Below are 23,293 nucleotides of genomic sequence, written 5' to 3' on the forward strand. Positions count from 1 at the left end.
TTTCTCCTCTAGGATAAAAACTCATAAACCCCTGCCGCTCCTTGTCCTGTTCCTACACACATGGTAACCATGCCGTATTTCCCTTGCATATTGCGCTTACGCATCTCATCGAAGAGTTGCACTGATAGTTTTGCGCCTGTACACCCTAAAGGATGGCCCAAAGCGATAGCACCACCGTTTACGTTTACAATGTCTTGATCAAGCTTCAGTTCCCGAATTACCGCCAAGGATTGTGAAGCGAATGCTTCGTTCAATTCGATTAGTTCTATATCATCTTGCTTTAGACCAGCTTGTTTTAAGGCTTTTGGTACGGCGGCAACAGGTCCTATTCCCATAATTCGTGGTGGGACACCTGCAGCGGCATAATTCACCAAACGGGCAATAGGTTCTAAATTCAATTCTTTCACCATGTCCTCGCTCATCACCATCACAAAAGCGGCACCGTCACTCATTTGTGAGGAATTCCCTGCGGTAACGCTACCTCCGGCAGCAAAAACGGGGCGCAATTTGTTCAATACTTCGACCGAAGTGCCTTTTCTTGGTCCCTCATCTTTGGTTACGGTATATTTTTTCGTGGCTTTTTTACCATTGGCATCAATATAGGTCTGCTCTACTTCAATAGGTACTATTTGGTCTTGGAACCTGTCTTCGGCCTGTGCCCTTAATGCTTTCATATGAGAATTGTAAGCAAACTCATCTTGGTCCTCACGGGACACTTTGTACTCTTGGGCTACCGCTTCCGCCGTGTTCCCCATGCCCCAATAATAATCTTCATGACCTTCGCTTACCAAATCATAATTTAGTTCCGTCTTATAGCCTGTCATCGGGACAGAACTCATGCTTTCCGCGCCACCTGCGATGATACAATCCGCCATTCCAGCTTGAATTTTGGCCGTAGCTATCCCTATGGTTTCGATTCCCGAAGAGCAGAAACGGTTTACCGTAACACCGGGAACATCTACGATGTCCAATCCCATTAAGGAAATCAAGCGAGCCATATTCAATCCTTGGGAACCTTCCGGCATAGCATTGCCCACAATGACATCATCAATTCGTTTTTTATCGAAATCGGGCAGTTCCTTCATCATGTACTCAATGGTCTCCGCGGCCAATTCGTCCGTTCGCTTGAACCGGAATACACCTTTAGGTGCTTTTCCTACCGCCGTTCTATATCCTTTAACTATATATGCTTGTTTCATATTATTTAGATACTAGTTATTAGTATTGAGTATGTAGTTCTGTTTTCGATAAAGATTTTTGAAAACTATAATTCATTTTTTGAATTTCAACACACAATTCAATAACAGGTTGTACTTTTTCTTTTATTATTAGATTTAGCTCAATAATTAGTATTAGCTGCGTTTGCAGTTCGTAAGCGGAACCATTGGCAATGCTTAAAAAGTATTTAAACTCTTTTTGAGAATTTCTACCGGCACCTTCCGCAATATTTGAAGGGATAGAGACAGCACTTCTTTTTATTTGTGAGACAATTCCAAATTTTTCCTCTTTTGGTAATTCAGAAATGATCAAATAAACTTCTTTCACAAGCTTAATTGCTTTATTCCAAATCTTTAAATCTTCAACTTTATGCATAACCTATTATTTCTCAATACTAAAACCTCAATACTAACTTAATTTCTTAAAGGTTTCCCCGTCTTTAGCATATGTTGAATACGCTCCAATGTTTTTCTTTCGGTACAGAGCGATAAAAAAGCTTCGCGTTCCAAGTCCAACAAATATTGCTCGTTTACTAGTGTAGGTTCCGACAAATCGCCCCCGGCCATTACGTACGCCAGTTTATTGGCGATTTTTTTATCATGCTCGCTGATGTAATTGCTCGCTTCCATGGAGTCCGTTCCTACCAAGAACATTCCTAGCGCCTGCTTTCCAAGAACTTTAATGTCCTTTCGTTTCACAGGTTGCGTATATCCGGCTTCGGCCATTAATTTTGCATGGGCTTTGGCTGTTGCTATTTGGCGGTCTTTATTGACAACTACAATATCCTTTCCGTGTTGGAGAATCCCAAGGTCATAGGCTTCGTAGGCCGATGTGGATACCTTTGCCATCCCAATGGTCAAGAAATATTCTTGCAACACGTTCAGTTCTACATCACCTTTTCTAAAGGAATCCTGTGCCCTCAGAGCGAATTCTTTGGAACCACCACCACCAGGAATTACCCCGACACCGAATTCTACCAGACCGATATAAGTTTCTGCCGCAGCGACTACCTTATCCGCATGAAGCGAAAGTTCGCAGCCTCCACCAAGGGTCATCCCATGCGGAGCCGAAACTGTAGGTATTGCGGAGTATCGCATGCGCATCATGGTATCTTGGAACATTTTAATGGCCATATTGAGCTCGTCATATTCCTGTTCCACGGCCATCATAAATATCATTCCGATATTGGCCCCAACAGAAAAGTTTGCCGCTTGATTACCGACCACCAGTCCTTGAAAATCTTTTTCGGCCAGATCGATCGCTTTGTTCAATCCTGCCAACACGTCGCCGCCAATGGTATTCATTTTGGACTGGAACTCCACATTCAAGATTCCATCTCCCAAATCTTCCACCACAACACCACTGTTTTTAAAGACTTCGTTGGATTTTCTAATGTTGTCCAAAATGATGAAAGCATCCTGTCCGGGGATTTTTACCATTTCTTTTTTAGGAATATCATAGAAATAAGTAGCACCGTCCTTGACCGAATAAAAGGAATTGATTCCTGCGGATTTCATTTCGGCAACCCATGATGCTGCTTTTTGATTTTCAGCAGCGATAAATTCCAAGCCTTTGTCCAGGCCAACGGCATCCCAAATCTGGAACGGTCCATGCTCCCAACCAAAGCCGGCTTTCATGGCATCATCTATTTTGTACAATTCATCGGTAATTTCAGGAATACGATGTGATACATAAGCGAACAACGCTCCAAAACTCTTTCTGTAGAACTCACCGGCCTTGTCCTTTCCCCCGGTCAAAACGGAGAACCTGTCAACAACTTTGTCAATGGTTTTCGTCAATTCCAAAGTGGCGAACTTGGCACTTTTTTTAGACCGATACTCCATGGTATCCAAGTCCAAAGTGAGGATTTCGGTCTTGCCTTTATCGTCCTTCGTTTTTTTGTAAAATCCTTGTCCCGTTTTACTTCCCAGCCACTTATTATCCATCATCGTGGAAATAAAGTCTGGTAGCGAAAACAAAGCATGACGTTCATCCTCCTTACAGTTTTCCGAGATACCGTTGGCCACGTGGACCAAGGTATCCAAGCCCACAACATCTACGGTCCTAAAGGTGGCAGATTTTGGTCTTCCAATAACGGGGCCTGTCAACTTATCTACTTCTTCAACGGTCATCCCCATTTCCTTGACCATATGGAAAAGGCTTTGGATACTGAATATTCCGATGCGGTTTCCGATAAATGCAGGCGTATCCTTTGCGACTACAGAAGTTTTCCCAAGAAATTGTTCTCCATATCCGTTTAAAAAGTCAAGTACTTCCGGAGCGGTTTTTGGTCCCGGAATGATTTCAAAAAGCTTTAAATACCGAGCTGGATTAAAGAAATGCGTGCCGCAGAAATGTTTTTGGAAGTCATCGCTTCGTCCTTCGGACATAAATTTTATGGGAATACCGGAAGTGTTGGAAGTGATCAATGTGCCCGGCGTCCTATGTTTTTCAAGGTTTTCAAAAACCTGTTTTTTGATATCCAATCGTTCCACGACTACCTCAATGATCCAATCCACTTTGGAGACCTTTGTGATATCGTCCTCTAAGTTTCCGGTGGTAATGCGATTAGCAAATTTTTGATGGTAAATAGGGGAGGGTTTCGATTTTAAGGCTGTTGTCAGCGCATCGTTTACCAAGCGGTTACGCACTACGTTATCCTCTAAGGTAAGTCCTTTCGCCTTTTCCTTGTCGGTCAACTCTCTCGGGACAATATCCAAAAGTAGAACTTCTACCCCGATATTGGCAAAATGGCATGCAATACCGCTTCCCATGATACCCGAACCGATTACCGCTACTCTTTTAATATGCTTGTTCATTATATTAAACTGCTATTAGTGATTTGAAGAATTTTTTGAATATATATTTTTGTCCGCTATCAATTTGTTTATAGTATCCGTCACTTCAAAAAAATGATTTAATTTTTCTTCTGATACGTTTTCCTTTACAACTTCATTAAATCGTAGGACTACATTTTTAGAATCGTTCCTTTTTTCCAGTCCAAAATCGGTGAGATGAATCAAAACTCCACGACCATCGGCCGGATTCGGTTTTCGTTCTATCAACCCTTTTTCTTCCATACTTTTAAGAATCCTGGACAGGCTAGTAGCTTCCATTCCCATTTTGGGACCTAAAGCTGTTGATGGTGTTCCCGTTTTGGGATCTATGCTCAATAGGGTAAAACCTACTGCCATAGTGCTGTCAAAATCCTTTGCCTCTTCATTGTACATACGTGCTACAGCTTGCCATGTGGCCCGAAGCGCATAATCAATAGTGATTTCCCTCATAAAGTTTAATTGGCTCTCAAATATATTAAAATTTATTATGCATGCATAATAAATTAAGGTAATTTTTAAACTATAATTAGCTGTGAAAGTAAAGTCTCAAGAATTCTGTTGTGCCCTTTTTTTGATTTCCTTTTCAATATTGGATGAAAAAATGGAAGGTAGAACTACCAAGGGTCCCAAAATAGGAACTAAATAAATAATGAAATTGTTGTTAGAACCATGAGCCGTTTGATAAAGTCCCGCACCTAACATGACGCACATGATTACTAGGCCAACAATACCCAAAACAAGCAAGACTTTTTTGTATTTCTGAAGTTGGCGAGTGGAATATTTTTCATATGCCATAATTTACTTTGATTAAATGAAATACGATATAAGTATTTTAATGCCCGTAAATATCATTGTAAAGTTCAATGTATTTTTCTTTTATAATTTTCCTGCGCAGTTTCATGGTGGGAGTTAAATGCCCGTCATTAATACTCCAAACATCCGGTGTCAAACGAAACTGTTTCACTTTTTCCCACTTGGCAAAACTTTCATTGGCCATGTTTACCTCATGTTGAAATTGCTCCAATACCTTTTCATTTACCGTAACATCGGAATTTTCGGGAATGGTAATATTATTTTCCTTTATCCACTGATTTAAATATTCAAAATCGGGCTGGATCAATGCTGCTGGCATTTTTTCGCCTTCGCCTACCACCATTAATTGTTCAATAAATCGTGACTGTTTAAACCTATTTTCCAATAGTTGCGGGGCAACATATTTGCCACCGGATGTTTTGAACATTTCTTTTTTACGATCGGTTATTCTCAAAAACCCATCTGCATCAATTTCCCCGATATCCCCAGTATGAAAGTACCCGTCGATAATTACCTCGTCGGTTTTTTCAGGATCTTTATAATAACCCATCATCACCTGCGGGCCTTTGATGCATATTTCACCGTCATCCGCAATCTTAACTTCGGTATTTGAGATGGGCCTTCCTACGGTACCAATTCTAAATCCGCCGTTTCGCATATCGTTTACGGAAACTACGGGAGAGGTTTCCGTTAAGCCATATCCTTCCATCAACCCAAATTCCGCTGCATTAAAAATACGGGCCAAGCGAGGCTGGAGTGCTGCACTCCCAGATGCTATGACCGCTAAATTGCCTCCGAGACCATCTTTCCATTTGCTGAAAATCAGTTTTCTTGCCAATGCTAATTTTTGTTCATACCACCAGCCGTTTTTCCCATAAGGCTCGTATTTGAGTCCGAGGTCAACTGCCCAAAAGAACAATTTCTTTTTAATGCCGGATAACTCACTACCCTTTGCTATAATCTTATCGTACACTTTTTCCAACAGTCGAGGTACCGCTGTCATTACATGTGGAGCGACTTCCTTAAGATTATCGCTGATTTTATCCATAGATTCCGCATAGTAGATACTTGTACCACAATATTGATAGAGATAAATGAGCATACGTTCATAGACATGGCAAAGTGGCAAAAAACTGAGCGCATCGGCATTGCCCTTTTCTACGGGAATTCGTTCTTCACTATTCAAAGCATTGCTTACCAAATTTTCGTGTGACAGCATCACGCCTTTAGGTCTTCCAGTGGTTCCTGAAGTATAAATGAGCGTTGCCAAATCCGATGATTTTACGGCATCCTTTCTTTTTTCAACTTCATCTTGATTTCCCTTATCTTTTCCTTTTTCCAGTACCTCGTTCCAACTTCTGCAATTTTTTAAATCATCAAAAGAGAAAATATCCTCAAGGTTCTTTAGCTTGGAAGCTATTTTCATCATTTTTTCATGCACTTCGTTGCAGGAGACAAAACAAAATTTTGCTTCGGAATGGTTTAGAACATATTCATAATCATCCTCGGATATGGTGGGGTAAATAGGGACACTCTGCGCACCTGTCTGTAAAATACCGATATCCATAATGTTCCACTCCGTACGGTTGTTCATAGAGATTACGGCAATCTTATCGTTGGGTGTGACCCCCATGCGCAACAATGCCCTACTTATGGTATTGGCCTTATCTATGTATTCACGCGTGGAAGTAGCTACCCATTTGCCGTTGTATTTGGTGACAAGAGCTTTATCCAGATTATATTTCTCCAATTGGTAATACGGAAAATCGAAAAGACGGGTAACTTTTTGCATACTAAGTATCTTTTTAGTAATTGCAAAATAGGGAAAGCAAGCGGGATTTTAAAATGGCATCTCTAAAAACCAAGCTAAATAATTGCCAATATTTTATGATAAATGAAGTTTCATTCCTTCATGCGAAGCTTTGAAACCAAGTTTTTCATAAAACCGAAGTGCTTTTGGACGTTTTTTGTCAGTTGTCAGTTGCACCACATGTGCACCTCTTATTTTCGCACGATTAATCGCCCATTCAAAGAATATTTTGCCCAAACCTTTGCCACGATGCTCGTTGTGGATACGAACCGCCTCGATTTGAGCGCGAATACCTCCTTGGTAGGTTAAATATCGGATAAAGCTCAATTGGAGGGTTGCAATAATTTTACCTTTGTCGTTTTCCATGACCATCAATTCCTCGTTGGAGTCGGCAGCAATATTTTCAAAAGCGTTGTAGTATTCTTTGGGCAAGGGATCCTTATAATTTTCACGTAGTCTGCCCAGTTCATCATCGGCAATCATTTCAACAATAAAAGGGACATCTTTTTTGAGTGCTTTTCTAATGGTCATTATTATGTAATATTGTATTTTTTATCAAGCTGTTTCAAAAAAAAAGACGGATAAATCCCTGTGCTTTTATAAAAGGATTTGCTAAAGGCCTCGGTGGTGTTAAAACCTGCTTCATTGGCAATGGCTTTTATGGTGTATTTTCTGAATTTAGGATTGTTTTTAAGTGCATCTACGGCATAATTAACCCGTAGGTCGTTGATGTAATGACTAAAACTTTTGTTTTTATAGGTATTGATGATTTTGGAAAAATATTTGGAATTGGTACCGAATTCTTTGGCGAGAACTCCTAAGGAAAGGTCAGCTTTGAGGAATCCGTTGGTAGTTTCAAAGGTGTTGAGTTGTTGTAATATGTCCTGAATAATGTCTTCAGGTACGTCAATAGATTTTGAGTATTCGGCAATGTGTCCAGAAGTTTCATTATTGGTAATAGACTCTTGCTTTGTTTCAGTTTTTTCTAACAATTTATAAAATCGTTTTTTGTAGATTTTCTGTTTTTTGTAATTCCAAAGAAGTAAGGCAATCAATCCAACAGAAAAGATAGAAAGTAAAATAAGTACAATTTTACTCGTGCTTTTCTCGTTTTCTAATTTACTGATAAGTTGTTGTTTTTCACGTATTAAATTGGGGGTATCATAATCATTATGCAATTTTTTGGATAAATAGGCTTCATCCTTATCCAAAATTTCATCTACCTGAAGCAACCTGTTAATGTAGAACAATTGCTGCTCAGTATCTTTCTTTTCTTTATAATAAGTGATTAAAAATTCATAGTTTTCTCTAAAACTTTCCACAAAAAAAGAATCTGCAAACGCTAAGGAATCCATTTTTTTCAGGTAAGGTAGCGCAATTTCCTTTTTTCCTTGTTTAAAATAGGTATTTCCGTACCAGAAGGCAATTCTCAATTCTGTACCAATTCTCACTTCTTTCTCTTTTAAAATAGCCTCGTATTTTAGTAAAGAATCAATACTAGATTGGTACTCAGATTTTGCGTTAAGCGATTTTACAGTAGAAAGTAGCATTCTGCTATATAAAATACTATCGTTTAATTGTAGTGCTTTCGCCATAGCCTTTTTCAAATATACTAATGAAGAATCTGGCTGTTTTAACGCAATTAATTGATTTGCCTGTGCAAAAAGAGCTTGCAAATACCATCTACTAGCGGTACTATCTTTAAGGAATTTGGTTTTATGGTACGCTACTACCTCGCTTAATAATGAAAGCCCTTGCTGATGCTCTCCTACACTAGATTTTAATAGAGCGATAAAATACTTTATATCGTATTGTTGGTCTATATTTTTGGTTTTACGGGCGTAGTCATCAGCTATCGTCAACTCATCCATCGCGATCGTAAAATTGGTTTGCGCCCCATTGATGTTTGCTTTTAAAATATGCGCTTGAGCCGGTAAGATATTTGTATAATTCTTTTTGCAAGCAACGATTGCAGAATCTAAGTAGGGTAAAGCCTTATCGTACGCTAAAGCATTGGTTAGGTTTTCTGCGACCATGTAATACCCTTCAGCTTTTTTAAGGTCGTTTTTTTCTTTTTTTGCTTTCAACAAAAAAGCATGTGCAAAAGACTTGGCTAAAGAAATGTTCTCTTTAGATTCATCATAAGCGCTGTTCAGCTCTTCAAAACTACTTTTGGATAAAAACTCAATATTGTCTTTAGTATTGTTCTGTGCAATGCCACAGGTAAGACCGCATATTAGAAATAAAAGGAACAGAAAACCATCTAATTTTTTTGGAAAATTAAAAAGAAAAATAGCTTTTCTTCGGTTTTGGATATACAATAAGTTTTTGGTTTCGTATTTCACCCTCTAAATATATCACATTTATAGATTTTAAAGAGATACGGTACTTTAAAGTTTTATAGTTGAATTTAATTAGCTGTCTATCAGCTTATTAAATTAATTAATATATAACTTGATTTTCAATCTGTCTTCCCTGAATACCGACTTGTAATTCTTGGAAAACCGACTTACTTTCCTTGTTATACTATATAATTTACAAGTTCTTTGGACTCAAATCAATCGTATGAAAAATATACTTATTACACTATCATTCATTTTCTGTTTTGCCTGTAAAAATGAAAAACATCAAAAAACATATTCCGTATCAAAGGAAAACAATACTACCGTCTTAAAAAGTATAGATAAGGAGTTGGACAGCCTTTACGCCTTAGGTATTTTTAACGGCTTTACTGCCACTATTGTGGATAGCACAGGAATTGTTTACAACAAAGGCTTCGGGTATGCAGACATCAATACCAAAAAATCGTATACCGAGCAGACCATTATTAATATTGCATCCATATCTAAAATGTACATTGGTGTGGCACTTTTAAAAGCACAGGATATGGGCTTACTCAATCTGGACGACCCCATTAATAAATACCTGCCCTTTGCCGTGGTTAACCCGAATTTCCCGGATGAGATTATTACCATCAGGCAACTGACCACCCACACCAGCAGCATTGTAGATACGGATACCTATCTGGGTACCGCTTATGCCAATAAGGATGATGTTGCCCTAACGGAAGATTTAAAAAGATACAGCACCTATTATCAGAATCCGTCTTCGCATTGGATGCCTTTGGCGGGCTATATGCAAGAAGTTTTAAAACCAGACGGTAACTTCTATACGGCTTCGGTCTTTGCGAACAGAAAGCCAGGAACGCTTTTTGAATACAGTAATGTAGGGGCGGCACTGTGCGGACTCATTATAGAATACGCCTCGGTTAAACCATTTAACGAATTTACCAAGACGCACATCTTTCAACCTTTACAAATGTCTGCCACGGGTTGGTTTTTTGAGGAGGTAAACGTAGCCAACTATTCCAAACTCTATTTTGATGAACTTGAACTGCCGTACTATAAAATTCTTTCGTACCCCGATGGCGGACTTATAACTTCCAGTACGGATATGGGGAAATTTTTAGTTGATTTAATACAGGGCTATTCTGGTAATGGCAGCATTTTAAGCCAGACTGGATACAAAGAGCTTTTTAAATCGCAATTAAATGAAGTGGCTTTTCGGGAGAAAAAAGACTTTAATGTGGGCATTTTTACCGAGAAACAATTGGCGTACAATGTTATTGGCCATACAGGAGGCGACCCAGGCACCAACACCATGCTCTTTTTTAATACGGAGACCAAAACAGGACGGATTTTTATGACCAATACCGATTCTAAAAAAGAAAACAGCTATCCGGTGATGTGGAGTATTTGGGACGCCATAGGCAGGTATGGAGCAGAACAATGAAACAATGTGTTTAAGGTACAGTCTTTAAAAAAACTAGTCGCTTATTTTTATTCTAGATGGATAAGCCGAACTCGTTTCTATATCGTATTGAAACCCGCGAGAATATTTCAGAATGAGCTCCCTGTAATACGCTCAGAGTGACGTAGCTTCATATAACAGATTAAAAATAACGCATTAATAATTAAATACTATGAACCCATTAACAAACATCAAAATACTAATGATACTAATGAGTATCACTAGTATAGAAGCCTGTAAATCCCCTGGAAATCATCAAAAAGAACTACCAGAATATGTTCAAACTTTAGATTCAATCCTACAAATCGAATATGATTACGGCGTATTAAATGGAAGCGTTCTGGTTGCCAAAAACGATACCATTGTCTACGAAAAAACGTTTGGATACACCGATGCCGACAACACCCGTGAGTTGGATAAATCCAACATATTCAACATTGGCTCTATCGCCAAAGAATTTAATGGGGTGGCGATAATGATATTGCAAGAACGGGGATTGCTGCATATTGACGACCCAGTGTCCAAATTTGATTTGGGACTACCGGCGTGGTCGGAAAACATTACGATAAGACATCTGCTAAATTATGCCAGTGGTTTACCAGTCATAGATTTTCCTGGTACTACAGATGAAAAAGCATGGGCGATATTAAGAACTGCGGATAGTTTGGTTTTTGAACCAGGAACCCAATTTCTGTACACCAACAGTAATGTATTTCTACAACGGCTCATTGTAGAAAAAGTAGCAGGTAAAACCTTTCAAGCTTTTGTTACCGAAAATATAGTTACCCCTTTACAGTTAGATACTGCCGTATTTGACCCTGGCGAAACCCATAACAACAGAACGTTCTGTTATGATAAAGACAACAAGCCTTGTCCTAAATTACAATTTATCAGTGGTTGGTTATGGATGAACGCCAACGATCTGCACAAATGGATAAGGGCAATGAATTCAAATAAACTGATTTCACAAGCATCTTTTGATGTGCTGTTGCGTAATCCGTATGCGCCAAAACTGGCGTCGTCTTTGGGCGAATATTTTGAGGAGGAACAATTACAACGGCATGATGGTACATCTTATGGATTCCGTTCCATTATGCTCAACGATTTTAAGAATGATATGATTATCATTATGTTATTAAATAACACAGGTCCTAGGATAAAATTAGGGCACATGGTGCACGATATCGCTTTGGAAAAGCCATTTTCGACTGTGAAAAATTCTATTTATGATGTTTTAATAAGTACTTTTAATAAGGATATAAAAAAAGGTTTGGAAGCCTATGCCCAATTAAAACGAACGAAACCGGATAGGTATGCTTTTGATGACCCTAGCGAATTAAATAAAATTGCCTACGCGCAATACAGGGAACAAAATAACGTAGATAGGGCTATACAGGTATTAACCTTTGCGGTAACTGAATTTCCGGAAAATGCCAATCTCTATGATAGTTTAGGAGAAATGTATCTGAACAACAAACAGCATGACCTCGCCCTAAAAAATTACAAAAAAGCCATTGCACTGGGCGGTACCAATGGCAATGCCAAAGCTATGGTGGAGAAAATCAATAACTTTTTAAGAAAATAAATAAGTCATATAAAATCCATAAAACCATGAAAAACAGTATTAGAACCATCATTTTTATGTGCATGATACATACATTATGTACTGCGCAAACCACAGCACAAAAAATAGATGCCATTGTAAAAAAATATCGTACGGAACACCCAAAAGTGGGCATAAGTGTGGGGTTTATTCATCAAAATCAAGAATTTTATACTGCCTATGGTCATTTGAGTCGGGCAGGGGAGGTCGCCATCAATAAGAATTCGGTTTTTGAATTGGGTTCCATCACTAAAATCATCACAGCAAATTTAATCGCCCAGGCCGCTTTGGAAAGAAAGTTTAAATTGAATGATGTAATCGATAGCTACCTGCCAAACGAATTTGTATTGCATCCAAAACTCAGGAATACCATTAAAATTTCGGATTTGGCATCCCACCAATCCGGGCTCCCGGATATTGATTTTGGAAAACTTATTGCCGATAATCCACAACAACCGACCAGTGTAGTCACCAAGGAAACGTTGACTATGTTGGTCAACAATGCAACCGAATTAACGGATTATGGTACCTACCGTTATTCTACTTTGGGATATACCTTATTAGGGCAAATTCTCGAGGAGGTATACGGTAAAACCTATGATGAGCTATTACATGAAAAAATACTGACTCCTTTACAACTATCCGATACGTTTACCAAAACATTTAGCGTACCCCATAAAACAACGGCGTACAATCCAGAAGGTGGCGAACAAGACTTTTTTATATGGAATATTGTTGCCCCGGCTGGGCTTATAAAATCGAATGCTTCGGATATGGTTGTATATCTAAAGGCAATTTTAAACGAAGGAAACGCCATTTACGATGCGTCCGTATTAAGCGAACACATGGTGTATTCCAAAGCGGGTCGGGAATTAGGTCTGGGACTGGGAATTTTAAAGGACGAAGGGAATGTATTGTACCTAAAATCCGGGGATACCATGGGGCAATCCTCCGTATTATGCTATGACCGTACCAAAAATTGGGGCATCATCATTTTGCTCAATGAGCGCAATTCCAGACTACGCCAAGAGTTATTAAACGAGATTTATGAAACGGTGTTGCGGTAGCATTTTAGATTAAAGTTGAAAATAAACAATTATTTATTTACTTCCACCCACTCCCTGGCATTTACAAAAGCGGTTATCCACGGTGAAACAGTATCGTTTTGCCTGTCTTTTGGGTAATGTGCCCAGTTCCACGGAAACGTAGAACGCTCTATATGCGGCATCGTTACCAAATGGCGTCCTGTTTTGTCACAAAGCATAGCAGTATTAAAATCACTTCCGTTAGGATTGGCAGGATACCCTTCGTAACCGTATTTAGCTACGATATCATACTGATTTTCTGAGTGTGGCAGACTAAATTTACCTTCTCCGTGACTAATCCAGACTCCAAGTGTGGTGCCCTCTAAAGAAGATAACATAACGGAGTTGTTTTTCTGAATTTTTACTGAAGTAAAATTACTCTCATGCTTTCCGGAATCGTTGTAGATCATTTTGCCGTGCGCTTCGTGTTCAGGATTAATAAGGTCTAATTCCATAAACAGTTGGCATCCGTTACAAATTCCAACGGAGAGCGTATCAGGTCGTGCAAAAAAGTCCATAATAGCCTTATTTGCCTTTTCATTATATTTAATGGCACCTGCCCAACCTTTAGCACTGCCCAGCACATCGGAGTTAGAGAATCCACCAACAGCACCTAAAAACTGAATATCCTCCAAGGTTTCCCGACCAGAAATTAAATCGGTCATGTGTACGTCTTTTACATCAAAACCAGCGAGATACATGGCGTTGGCCATTTCGCGCTCAGAGTTGCTTCCTTTTTCACGAAGAATAGCGGCCTTTGGTCTCGACTTTGCTCTATTTGGTAATTTACCTGTAAAGCCTTTTGGAAAAATATATTTTAATGGCTGTTTTTTATAGGTGTCAAATCGGTCTTTGGCGAGTCCGTTTGCGGTTTGTTTATCGTCTAATAAATAGGAAGTTTTAAACCACATATCTCGTAATTCAGGCACATTTAAAACAAATGTATCCGCTTCGTTTTTGAGGATTAAATCAGTATTTTTGGTAACTTTTCCGATATTGAAAAATTCGATATTTGCTTCGGTCAAAACACTTTCTACCGAATTGTCTTTGGATTGAAACACGATTCCCGAATTTTCTGAAAACAATAATTTAATGGAGTCAATTTCCCCTAAATTTGAAATATCTAAATCAGCGGCAAGGTTAACATCAGCAAAGCATAATTCCAGCAAAGTGGTAATTAATCCACCGGAAGCAACATCATGACCCGCTAAAATCTGACCATCCCTTATTAATTTCTGAATTGTATTAAAAACCGTTTTTACATATTTTGCATCTTGTACCAGAGGAGTTTCGTTTCCGATTCTATTTAAAATCTGGGCAAATGAACTTCCTCCTAGTTTAAAATGGTCTTGCGATAGGTTGATGTAGTAAATAGCACCGCCATCAGCCTGGAAAACAGGTTCTACCACTTTGGTAATATCGTTACAATTCGCAGCAGCAGAAATCACGACCGTTCCCGGCGAAATCACCTCTTCACCATTGGGATATTTCTGTTTCATAGATAGCGAATCTTTCCCTGTGGGGACATTAATTCCCAAATCGATAGAAAACTCAGAAATTGCCTGTACGGCTTCGTACAAACGGGCATCTTCTCCTTCATTTTTACAAGGCCACATCCAGTTGGCAGACAGGGAAACACTTTTTAATCCGTCTTTAAGGGGTGCCCAAATTATATTGGTCAACGCCTCGGTAATGCTACTTCTACTTCCTGCAATGGGGTTAATCAACCCAGAAATCGGGGAGTGTCCAATAGAAGTCGCAATGCCTTCTTTTCCTTTAAAATCTAAAGCCATTACACCAACGTTATTCAACGGTAATTGCAATGGACCTGCACATTGTTGTTTGGCTACGCGTCCGCCCACGCAACGGTCTACCTTATTCGTAAGCCAGTCTTTACAGGCTACAGCTTCCAGTTGCAATACCTGCTCTAAATAGGTTTTGAAATTATCCGGAGTGTAGCTTAAATCGTTATATTTAGCCGTAATGCTGGTATCGGTCATGATGGTTTTTGGAGAACTCCCGAACATGTCTTCCATAGCCAAATCCATAGGTTTATTGCCTTTGGTTTTAGATTCGAACGTAAAGCGATGATTGCCCGTAACGTCCCCTACGGTGTACATCGGGGAGCGTTCACGTTCTGCAATGTTTTGAAGTGTTTTCAGGTGTTTTTCCGGAATCACTAAGCCCATGCGTTCTTGCGATTCGTTCCCGATGATTTCTTTATCGGATAGGGTAGGGTCGCCCACCGGAAGCTTATCCAAATCGATATGTCCTCCGGTTTCTTCAACCAATTCTGATAAGCAATTTAAATGCCCACCAGCGCCGTGGTCGTGAATGGAAACGATTAAATTATTATCGCTTTCCACCATGGCTTTTATGGTATTAGCTGCTCGCATCTGCATTTCTGGATTGGAACGCTGTACGGCATTCAACTCGATGCCCGAAGCAAACTCGCCGGTATCCGCACTGGAAACAGCAGCACCTCCCATACCAATACGGTAGTTCTCGCCTCCGAGAATTACAATTTTATCGCCATTTTGTGGCGTATCTTTTAAAGCCTGGTCTGTCTTTCCATAGCCAATTCCTCCAGCTTGCATAATGACTTTGTCGAATCCTAATTTCCGGGTATCCTCTTCGTGTTCAAATGTTAAAATGGAACCACAAATTAAAGGTTGCCCAAATTTGTTACCAAAATCCGAAGCGCCATTACTGGCTTTTATTAAAATATCCATTGGCGTTTGATAGAGCCAATCTCTTTCCGGAAATGCCTGTTCCCAGGATCTGTCTTTTTCTAATCTAGAGTAAGACGTCATATATACTGCTGTACCAGCTAAAGGCAAGGAGCCTTTGCCTCCTGCGAGTCTATCTCGTATTTCACCTCCTGAACCTGTTGCTGCACCGTTAAAAGGTTCTACGGTTGTTGGGAAATTATGGGTTTCTGCTTTTAACGAAATTACCGATTCAAATTCCTTTTCGGTATAAAAATCGGGCTTATCTGCACTTTTTGGCGCAAATTGAGTCACTTTTGGACCTTTAATAAACGCAACATTGTCTTTATAGGCGGAAACTATATCGTTTGGATGTTGTTTGGAGGTTTCTTTGATTAATTTAAATAACGATGTTGGTTTTTCCTCTCCATCGATGATGAATGTGCCGTTAAAAATTTTGTGCCGGCAATGTTCTGAATTTACCTGAGAAAAGCCAAACACTTCGGAGTCGGTTAAAGGTCTTCCTATTTTTTTTGAAACGCCTTCCAGATAAGCAACTTCTTCATCACTCAATGCCAAGCCTTCTTGTTGGTTATATGTTGCTATATTTTCAATGCTTAAAATAGGTTCCGGCTGAATGTTAATGGTAAATGTATCTTGGTGTAAACCCTTAAACTTTTCGGAAATCATTGGGTCATAATCTGAAAAATCTTCGGGAATGGCAACAAATTCTTCAATGCGAATAATCCCGTTGATTCCCATGTTTTGGGTGATTTCAACGGCATTGGTACTCCAAGGGGTTATCATCGCAGCACGTGGACCAACAAAAAAAGCATCGAGAGATGCTTGTTCTATTTTGGGTTGGTTACCGAAAAGCCAGTTTAATTTTGAGATGCTTTTGGTTGCTAATTCTTCTGCTGTTTGTACAGCAAATATCTTGCTGTTTACGTTTCCAAAGAAGTGAATCATACAGTAGTGTTCTTTTGTAAAAATGGAAAATGCAAATTTAGCTTTTAAAAGGCTATTTATCAGTAATGGGCTGGCTAAAAAGTTAATAGTTTTAAACGGATGTTGTTAATAGTTGGTAAATGAATAAGCAATGAAATTAATAGTCAGGAAATTCTCCAAATTTTACCAAAGCAGAATCATTTGTAATTTCAAAACGTATATAGCTATCCAAGACTGTTCCATTAGTGTAATAGCCACTTGAGATTTTTTTAGTGCTTCCATCTCTGTGGGTGTATGATAACGTATACGAACCATCCATCTTGTTGTTTTTCATGGACAAGAACCCTTCTTGACTTTCATTTTTTTGAATACTATCAAAAGAGACACTTTCTAAATTTTCGGAAGTGGAGATTTTCACACCGGTGATTGGAAAGTCAGCACTGTTCGTGATTTTGAAGGTGATACCTTTTTCTTGAAATATGGAACAGGAGCATAGCGATACCAGAATAATTATGAATTTTACCTTTTTCATGATGCTTTGTTATGGTATAATCTTGATTGATTCCAATAAGAGTTCAAACTGCTGTGCTTTTTTATTCCCGATCAAAAAACGCAATTCTTCAATCGTGTTTTGATCAAAATTGGGCAGGTCCAATTTTCGGCCACGAAAAGTAGGGTGGAGGTCGGCTAGCACAAATTCTAGATTTTGCCAATCGCCCGTGGTTTTAAATATCGTTATATAGCTATAATAATCTTGTTTATTAGCTTTTACCCGAAATTGATACGTTTTTCCATCACCTTTTAATCGAACTTGAATCTTACTTTTCGGGCCTACTTTTAAGGGCTCTACGTCATAACGTACAGAAGAAAAGCCTCCATTGTTTTCCAGGGAAACTTCGCCATAAAATTTGCCGTAGCCTTCTTCAGAAATTTCAAACGTTCCCGAGGAGCGGCCACCCATCACTACATCGTCCACTACTTTCCAACCTTTGGTTGTTGGAGTTTTTTTCAAATCGATGATGGTCTGTGATGCCATTGTTGAGGTGATTAAGATTAGAACTAGGGTTATAATGCGTTTCATTTAAATTAACTACAATTTTTTATCTATTGACAGGTGACTTTAGACCTTAGTTTGCAGATGGAAATGAATATGGATTTTAATTACCCTTCACAAAAACCATGCAATGCTGCCATGGCAGATTGGTTCTATTTTTTTCCAGTTTAAACCCTACGGCCTTCATTTCCAAAACCGCTTGGGCTTCGGTCATTTTATGTAGTTTTTTAATAGGTACGTTTAAATCTTCACCCCGGTATTCAATCAAAAACAATTTGCCATCGTCGCGCATTGCTTCTTTGATGGAGAGCATCAACTCGTAGGGAAAACTCATTTCATGGTATACGTCAACTAGAAGCACTTTATCCACGGAATTTGGTTTTAGATGGGCACTTTTTTCGCCTCCTTTGACCAATTCCACATTGGTTACCTTGCCCTTGACGATTTTGTCCTTCATGGAGGCCAACATCTCATCTTGAATATCCACCGCATAAATAGTTCCTGCTGTGGCCATTCTTGCCATTTTAAAAACATGGTACCCGGAGCCGGCCCCAATATCCGCAATGACATCCGCATCAGTAATATTCATATTATCTAGGAGCGCAGTCGTGTTTTCTTCTTTTTCCCGTTCGTCCCGTTCCAGCCAGGACATGCCTTGATAACCCATTACTTGGGCAATTTCACGACCTTGATACCACTTCCCGATTCCGCTATAGTCTCCTTTTTTATAGGTGTAAATATTTTCTTGTGCGAAAGATATTGTGGTAAATAGAAATAATAAAAAACCAAGTTGTAATCTTTTCATTTTAGTCAGCATGAATTTTTTTGCTTGGTTAGGTTGTTATTCTAAAGATACGGATTACTAATTTTTAGACTTGATTATAGTATCCATTTCAAAAAACAAAGAATAAAAACAATACTTGAAAATACAATTTCGGGGATATATTATCGTTCTATTTCAACTTTGAAAATTAAACTTTAACCTATCCAAAAAAATTAAGATTATGGAAATTGTAAAGAACGAACAAGATTACGGAATGTTTGATTGGTACAAAAAAGTATTGACAGAAAATTATGCGAACTTTAGTGGTAGGGCCAGACGTTCTGAATATTGGTACTTTGTGTTGACAAATATTCTTGTAATAATAGGATTATATGTAGTTGTTATTTTAGGAGCTGTTGCAGATATACCTGCTATATCCGCAATTGGGGGCGGTTTGGTAGTATTGTACGCCTTGGGAACATTCATTCCTGGTCTGGCTGTTGCTATTAGAAGATTGCACGATACCGGAAAATCCGGTGCATTCATATTGTTGGCTTTTGTACCCTTAATCAGTCTTATACTGATTGTTTTTTATGCTACGGAGGGAGACAAGGCTAAAAACGAATACGGAGAAGACCCTAAACAGGTCATTGTATAGGAAGAAGGACCTAAAAACACCATTTAGTTTATCCGTAAAAGATAGTTTTAAATGGTGTTTAATGGATTTCGAGGTGTCTAAGAATTCTCAATCGCTTTGCTTATTTCGAAATGACTCGATGTTATCTGTATTTCTTTCGTACAGTTTGAGTCGATTTGAATAAATGTGGGAAATTTCTAGAAAACACAGCTTTCCCAATTGTTGTAGCGTGGCAAAAGAACTATTTTCTTTTCAGCAAAGCCATGTAGAATCCGTCAAATCCGCTTTTGGAAGCGTAGATTTTCTGCTCTTCCATCAAGCTAAATTCTTTTCCTTCTTCCGAAGTCAAAAACGAATTGACCTGCTCACTATTTTCTTGTGGTAGTATGGAGCAGGTGGCATATACCATTTTACCGCCCGGTTTTACAATTTTGCTGTAAGAGCGGATAATGTCGTGCTGTACTTTAGTGATTTTATCCAAAAACTCCGGTTGTAGCTTCCATTTGGTATCCGGATTTCTGCGAAGAACACCCAATCCGGTACAGGGAGCATCGATCAATACACGGTCTGCACTTCCATATAATTTTTTGAATACTTTGGTAGAATCAATTTCCCGTGTTTCAATATTATGGGCTCCGTTACGCCTGGCACGGCGTTTTAGTTCTTTCAATTTACTGCCATAAATATCCATGGCGATAATTTGACCCTTATTTTCGGTCAGCGCGGCCAAATGTAAAGTTTTACCACCTGCTCCGGCACAGGTGTCCACTACGCGTTGCCCGGGTTTTATATCCAATAATTGCGCTACCTTTTGCGAGGAAGCATCCTGTACTTCAAAAAAACCATCTTTAAAGGCCTGGGTAACAAAAACATTGGCGCGTTCGGGCAATCGTAGCGCTAACGGATATCCTCTAATGGACTCGGCTACAATGCCTTCGTCCAATAATGTTCTGCGTAATTTCTCCTTCGTTGTTTTTAGAGTGTTGGTCCGTAAGATGACCTCGGCGGGTTCATTGAGTTTCGCCAACTCTGCTGTCCATAATTTATCTCCCAATGCTTTTTCACATAGTTCATCTATCCAATCTGGAACCGCTTCCCTAAATTTTCTGATCTTTGAGAGCTCATCGAACTTTCCTTTGATCCGTCTTTCCGGGGTAGGTTCTACCTGTTTCCAATCCGGTAACTTAATGCCTTTTAAAACGGCCCAAACCGCCCACATGCGAAACAGGTCCGGCCTGCTAAAAGGAGCCTTTACTTCAGCAATCTCAGCATATAGCCTTTTGTAGCGTACCATTTCATACGTGGTTTCTGCTATAAAACCACGGTCGCGTGCTCCCCACCTTTTGTCGAACTTTAATACTTTTTGCACCACTTTATCGGCATATTCGCCTTCATTGAATATCAAATTTAAAGCGTCTATTACGGCAAAAACCAAGTTTCTATGCAGTTTCATACAAATGTCCTCCTCTAAAAAATTAGTGTGCAAAGGTATTGTTTTAGAAGTGATTCCCTTTATTTTTGAGAAACTTAAATTGATGCGCCACCTAACTCTCCTAATACTTTTTTGTATACTTTTTGCCTGTTCCGAGTCGAGCAAAAAGCTTTCATTTTCATCCGTTCGTATTGAAACGGTTTTTGAGGATTCTGTCAGTATCAGGGTAATCGAGTTTTTGGATAAGAATACTTTGGCTTTTGCGGGCAGTAGCGGAATATATGGTACGGTTGATATACCTACAGGGAAAATACGGTCCAATATCATGAAATTCCATACCGTAATTCCGGAATTTAGGTCGGTCGCGCATACTTCCAACGATTTTTTCATGCTTTCTGTTGGGAACCCAGCATTACTTTATAAAACTGGTGACAATGGACGAATGAATCTAGTATATATAGAAGAGGGCGATGCCGTTTTTTATGATGCCATCAATTTTTGGAACGATAGAGAAGGTGTTGCCGTTGGGGATAATACTGACGGTTGCTTGAGTATTATCATTACCCGTGATGGTGGAAATACATGGAATAAATTACCCTGTAACGTACTTCCGGAGTTTATGGAAGGCGAGGGTGCTTTTGCGGCCAGTAATACCAATATCAAAATTATAGGTGATAAAACATGGATAGCGACTACAAAACGAATCTTATATTCAATGGATAAAGGCGAAACATGGACCAGTTTTAAAACACCGGTGAAAACCGATGAAACTTCCGAAGGAATCTTTTCTATCGATTTTTACGATGAAAATGTAGGGGTTGCCATTGGCGGGGATTTTGCCAAACCCGATGGGAACCTAGCAAATAAAGCAATTACCGAAGATGGAGGAAAAACATGGCAACTATTGGCAGACGGTAAGGAGCCAGGATATAAAAGTTGTATTCGGTTTGTGCCTAATTCTGGAGGGAACGGATTAGTGGCAATAGGTTTTACCGGGATTTCATACTCAAAAGATAGGGGAGCTACTTGGGAACGATTATCCAAAGAAGGATTTTATACGATACGTTTTTTAAATGATAGCACAGCGTATGCGGCAGGTAAAAATAGAATAGCCAAATTGAGTTTTAGATAGTCGCTGGTAATTATGCCATTTTTGCTCTATTCGCCTTAGTGGTGAAGGATAAGGCTTTCTTAATTCTAGAGTTCTTGAATCTATATAGTCTAGTAATTTGAGCTTCGCTAGAAATGCTTTTTTTAATAGTGACGTTCAATTCAACACCTTGAGATAAGGCTGCAACTTTAACTTCTTTAGCCGTGTTTTGTGCCATAGCGGCAAAACCGATAAAGAATATGAAGAATACTGTTAAAATTGTTTTCATGGTTTTTACTCTTACTTACAATGTAAAATTACCTCAGTAAAGACCTTCGGTCAGATTTTGGTCGCTCTCTCCCTCTAAATTTTCGATAAAAAACATTTCGATAGATATAGTGTATTTTATCGACGATGAACGTAATGATGGGTGGTAACAGGTAACCGAGCGTATGTGTATTTCAACGATAGTACCTACAAAAAAGGGAGCCCAATATTGGGCTCCCTTTTTAATTATAAGATTGTCGGATATTAAAATTTCCTATTTAGGTCCTTCCCGCACACGTTTAAGAAGCCTCCTTTTAAATTCTTCCTCTACTTTTAAAAGCGCTATCGCTTTTTTTGAAGGAATCGCCTTATTTATTTTTTTATAGAACTGTATGCGTTCTTCATGTTTTTCGTTTTCTAAGGTAAGTAGCCTTTCAACCAAGGCATTGGCCTCTTTTTCGGTCAAAGCACTTTCGCGAATTTTATCATGAATCTCAGTTCGCTCTTTTCGTCGGAATTCGTGTTTTTTTTCTTCATGTGCGTTATATATAGGCCAAAAAGCTTGCGCTTCTTCAGTGGTAAGATTTAAGCGCTCCGTAATGAAGGCTATCTTAAGCGATTTTATTTTTTCCCGACTATGTTTGGACTGCGCTATGGTCGTAATGGTAAAAAGTAAGATTACGATATGTATCAGTTTATTCATTTTCTTCAAAATTTAATTCGTTCAGATCATCAATATTGTCATTGAGATATTCTAAGATATTTTCTTCTTCTATTTTATTATCGATAATATCGGACACTTCCAAATCTTCCAACGAAAATACTTCTGCAATTTCATAGGAGGATAGTCCCGCATCGGTATCTTCCAAATAGGCCGTTATTTCAGCACTGGCCAAACCCGTAAACTGTATTTCTTTTTCCGTATTCCAATTGAATCCGAAATACGCGACAACCATTGCAGCTATGGCGGCTGCTATCGCATAATAACGATAATATGATTTTAACGGAATTACTTTGGCCTCTTTTCCTGCAAGTCTATCAGTGACATTTTTTTGTAAGCTTTCAAGGTATCCTTCGGGCATTTGAAATCCGTCGTTTTTGGGAATAATACTTTCCTGCTTGGAAAGACGCTCCTTTAATGCATCCCCAAAACCATCAAAATAGCCTTTCGGGATTTTAAATGGATTTTTTTTTTCATTCGTTTTCATTCAATCCTCT

Annotated in this window: 21 protein-coding genes; 5 read left to right on the forward strand and 16 right to left on the reverse strand. The window is 39.0% G+C overall.

The window, feature by feature from the left end:
* Positions 1-8: 8 nt before the first annotated feature.
* The 8 genes from ACKWBX_RS09475 to ACKWBX_RS09510 all read right to left on the reverse strand — a co-directional run bounded on the left by ACKWBX_RS09475 (position 9) and on the right by ACKWBX_RS09510 (position 9,023).
* Positions 9-1,199 (reverse strand): acetyl-CoA C-acyltransferase, encoded by a 1,191-nt coding sequence (locus ACKWBX_RS09475; RefSeq protein WP_413968434.1) that lies wholly within the window; start codon positions 1,197-1,199, stop codon positions 9-11.
* A gap of 19 nt (positions 1,200-1,218) precedes the next feature.
* Positions 1,219-1,593, reverse strand: coding sequence for a four helix bundle protein (locus ACKWBX_RS09480; RefSeq protein WP_413968435.1), 375 nt, complete (start codon positions 1,591-1,593; stop codon positions 1,219-1,221).
* Positions 1,594-1,631: 38 nt separating this feature from the next.
* Complete coding sequence (locus ACKWBX_RS09485) at positions 1,632-4,037, reverse strand: 3-hydroxyacyl-CoA dehydrogenase/enoyl-CoA hydratase family protein (RefSeq protein WP_413968436.1); 2,406 nt, start codon at positions 4,035-4,037, stop codon at positions 1,632-1,634.
* A gap of 15 nt (positions 4,038-4,052) precedes the next feature.
* Positions 4,053-4,505 carry a MarR family winged helix-turn-helix transcriptional regulator gene (locus ACKWBX_RS09490; RefSeq protein ID WP_413968437.1) on the reverse strand — a complete coding sequence of 151 codons (453 nt, stop codon included), beginning with the start codon at positions 4,503-4,505 and terminating at the stop codon, positions 4,053-4,055.
* A 96-nt stretch (positions 4,506-4,601) separates the two neighbouring features.
* Positions 4,602-4,850, reverse strand: coding sequence for a hypothetical protein (locus tag ACKWBX_RS09495; RefSeq protein ID WP_413968438.1), 249 nt, complete (start codon positions 4,848-4,850; stop codon positions 4,602-4,604).
* Positions 4,851-4,887: 37 nt separating this feature from the next.
* Entirely contained in the window at positions 4,888-6,660 is a 1,773-nt protein-coding gene (locus ACKWBX_RS09500; RefSeq protein ID WP_413968439.1) for an AMP-dependent synthetase/ligase, read from the reverse strand.
* A gap of 93 nt (positions 6,661-6,753) precedes the next feature.
* Positions 6,754-7,209: a GNAT family N-acetyltransferase gene (locus ACKWBX_RS09505; protein ID WP_413968440.1), complete on the reverse strand. Its 456-nt coding sequence runs from the start codon at positions 7,207-7,209 to the stop codon at positions 6,754-6,756.
* Between the two features lie 2 nt (positions 7,210-7,211).
* Positions 7,212-9,023: a helix-turn-helix domain-containing protein gene (locus ACKWBX_RS09510; protein ID WP_413968441.1), complete on the reverse strand. Its 1,812-nt coding sequence runs from the start codon at positions 9,021-9,023 to the stop codon at positions 7,212-7,214.
* A gap of 220 nt (positions 9,024-9,243) precedes the next feature.
* Here ACKWBX_RS09510 and ACKWBX_RS09515 point away from each other — a divergent pair, with 220 nt between their 5' ends.
* The 3 genes from ACKWBX_RS09515 (at position 9,244) to ACKWBX_RS09525 (ending at position 13,158) form a co-directional block, all read left to right on the forward strand.
* Complete coding sequence (locus ACKWBX_RS09515) at positions 9,244-10,470, forward strand: serine hydrolase domain-containing protein (RefSeq protein ID WP_413968442.1); 1,227 nt, start codon at positions 9,244-9,246, stop codon at positions 10,468-10,470.
* 229 nt (positions 10,471-10,699) lie between these two features.
* Complete coding sequence (locus tag ACKWBX_RS09520) at positions 10,700-12,073, forward strand: serine hydrolase (RefSeq protein WP_413968443.1); 1,374 nt, start codon at positions 10,700-10,702, stop codon at positions 12,071-12,073.
* 26 nt (positions 12,074-12,099) lie between these two features.
* Positions 12,100-13,158 (forward strand): serine hydrolase domain-containing protein, encoded by a 1,059-nt coding sequence (locus tag ACKWBX_RS09525; protein ID WP_413968444.1) that lies wholly within the window; start codon positions 12,100-12,102, stop codon positions 13,156-13,158.
* A gap of 29 nt (positions 13,159-13,187) precedes the next feature.
* Here the strand turns inward: ACKWBX_RS09525 and purL are convergent, their stop codons facing one another.
* From purL to ACKWBX_RS09545, 4 genes are all read right to left on the reverse strand, one after another.
* A complete protein-coding gene (gene purL, locus ACKWBX_RS09530; protein ID WP_413968445.1) occupies positions 13,188-16,853 on the reverse strand; it encodes a phosphoribosylformylglycinamidine synthase in 3,666 nt (1,221 codons plus the stop codon).
* A gap of 136 nt (positions 16,854-16,989) precedes the next feature.
* On the reverse strand, positions 16,990-17,364 hold the full coding sequence (locus ACKWBX_RS09535) for a hypothetical protein (RefSeq protein WP_413968446.1): 375 nt from the start codon (positions 17,362-17,364) through the stop codon (positions 16,990-16,992).
* A 9-nt stretch (positions 17,365-17,373) separates the two neighbouring features.
* Positions 17,374-17,913 (reverse strand): CIA30 family protein, encoded by a 540-nt coding sequence (locus ACKWBX_RS09540; protein ID WP_413968447.1) that lies wholly within the window; start codon positions 17,911-17,913, stop codon positions 17,374-17,376.
* A 76-nt stretch (positions 17,914-17,989) separates the two neighbouring features.
* Complete coding sequence (locus tag ACKWBX_RS09545; protein WP_413968448.1) at positions 17,990-18,691, reverse strand: class I SAM-dependent methyltransferase; 702 nt, start codon at positions 18,689-18,691, stop codon at positions 17,990-17,992.
* 199 nt (positions 18,692-18,890) lie between these two features.
* Between ACKWBX_RS09545 and ACKWBX_RS09550 the strand changes: the two genes are divergently transcribed.
* On the forward strand, positions 18,891-19,307 hold the full coding sequence (locus tag ACKWBX_RS09550; protein WP_413968449.1) for a DUF805 domain-containing protein: 417 nt from the start codon (positions 18,891-18,893) through the stop codon (positions 19,305-19,307).
* 220 nt (positions 19,308-19,527) lie between these two features.
* Here the strand turns inward: ACKWBX_RS09550 and ACKWBX_RS09555 are convergent, their stop codons facing one another.
* The gene (locus ACKWBX_RS09555) at positions 19,528-20,739 is read right to left on the reverse strand and encodes an RsmB/NOP family class I SAM-dependent RNA methyltransferase (RefSeq protein ID WP_413968872.1); all 1,212 of its coding nucleotides are present in this window, start codon (positions 20,737-20,739) and stop codon (positions 19,528-19,530) included.
* Between the two features lie 82 nt (positions 20,740-20,821).
* Between ACKWBX_RS09555 and ACKWBX_RS09560 the strand changes: the two genes are divergently transcribed.
* A complete protein-coding gene (locus ACKWBX_RS09560; RefSeq protein ID WP_413968450.1) occupies positions 20,822-21,850 on the forward strand; it encodes a WD40/YVTN/BNR-like repeat-containing protein in 1,029 nt (342 codons plus the stop codon).
* A 10-nt stretch (positions 21,851-21,860) separates the two neighbouring features.
* Here the strand turns inward: ACKWBX_RS09560 and ACKWBX_RS09565 are convergent, their stop codons facing one another.
* The 3 genes from ACKWBX_RS09565 to ACKWBX_RS09575 all read right to left on the reverse strand — a co-directional run bounded on the left by ACKWBX_RS09565 (position 21,861) and on the right by ACKWBX_RS09575 (position 23,283).
* Positions 21,861-22,097: a hypothetical protein gene (locus ACKWBX_RS09565; RefSeq protein ID WP_413968451.1), complete on the reverse strand. Its 237-nt coding sequence runs from the start codon at positions 22,095-22,097 to the stop codon at positions 21,861-21,863.
* A gap of 252 nt (positions 22,098-22,349) precedes the next feature.
* Positions 22,350-22,778 carry a hypothetical protein gene (locus tag ACKWBX_RS09570; RefSeq protein WP_413968452.1) on the reverse strand — a complete coding sequence of 143 codons (429 nt, stop codon included), beginning with the start codon at positions 22,776-22,778 and terminating at the stop codon, positions 22,350-22,352.
* Complete coding sequence (locus ACKWBX_RS09575; protein ID WP_413968453.1) at positions 22,771-23,283, reverse strand: hypothetical protein; 513 nt, start codon at positions 23,281-23,283, stop codon at positions 22,771-22,773. Before ACKWBX_RS09575 ends, ACKWBX_RS09570 begins: the two co-directional genes overlap by 8 nt.
* Between the last annotated feature and the right edge of the window lie 10 nt (positions 23,284-23,293).

The organism is Maribacter algae, assembly GCF_047345745.1.
Lineage (GTDB): Bacteria > Bacteroidota > Bacteroidia > Flavobacteriales > Flavobacteriaceae > Maribacter.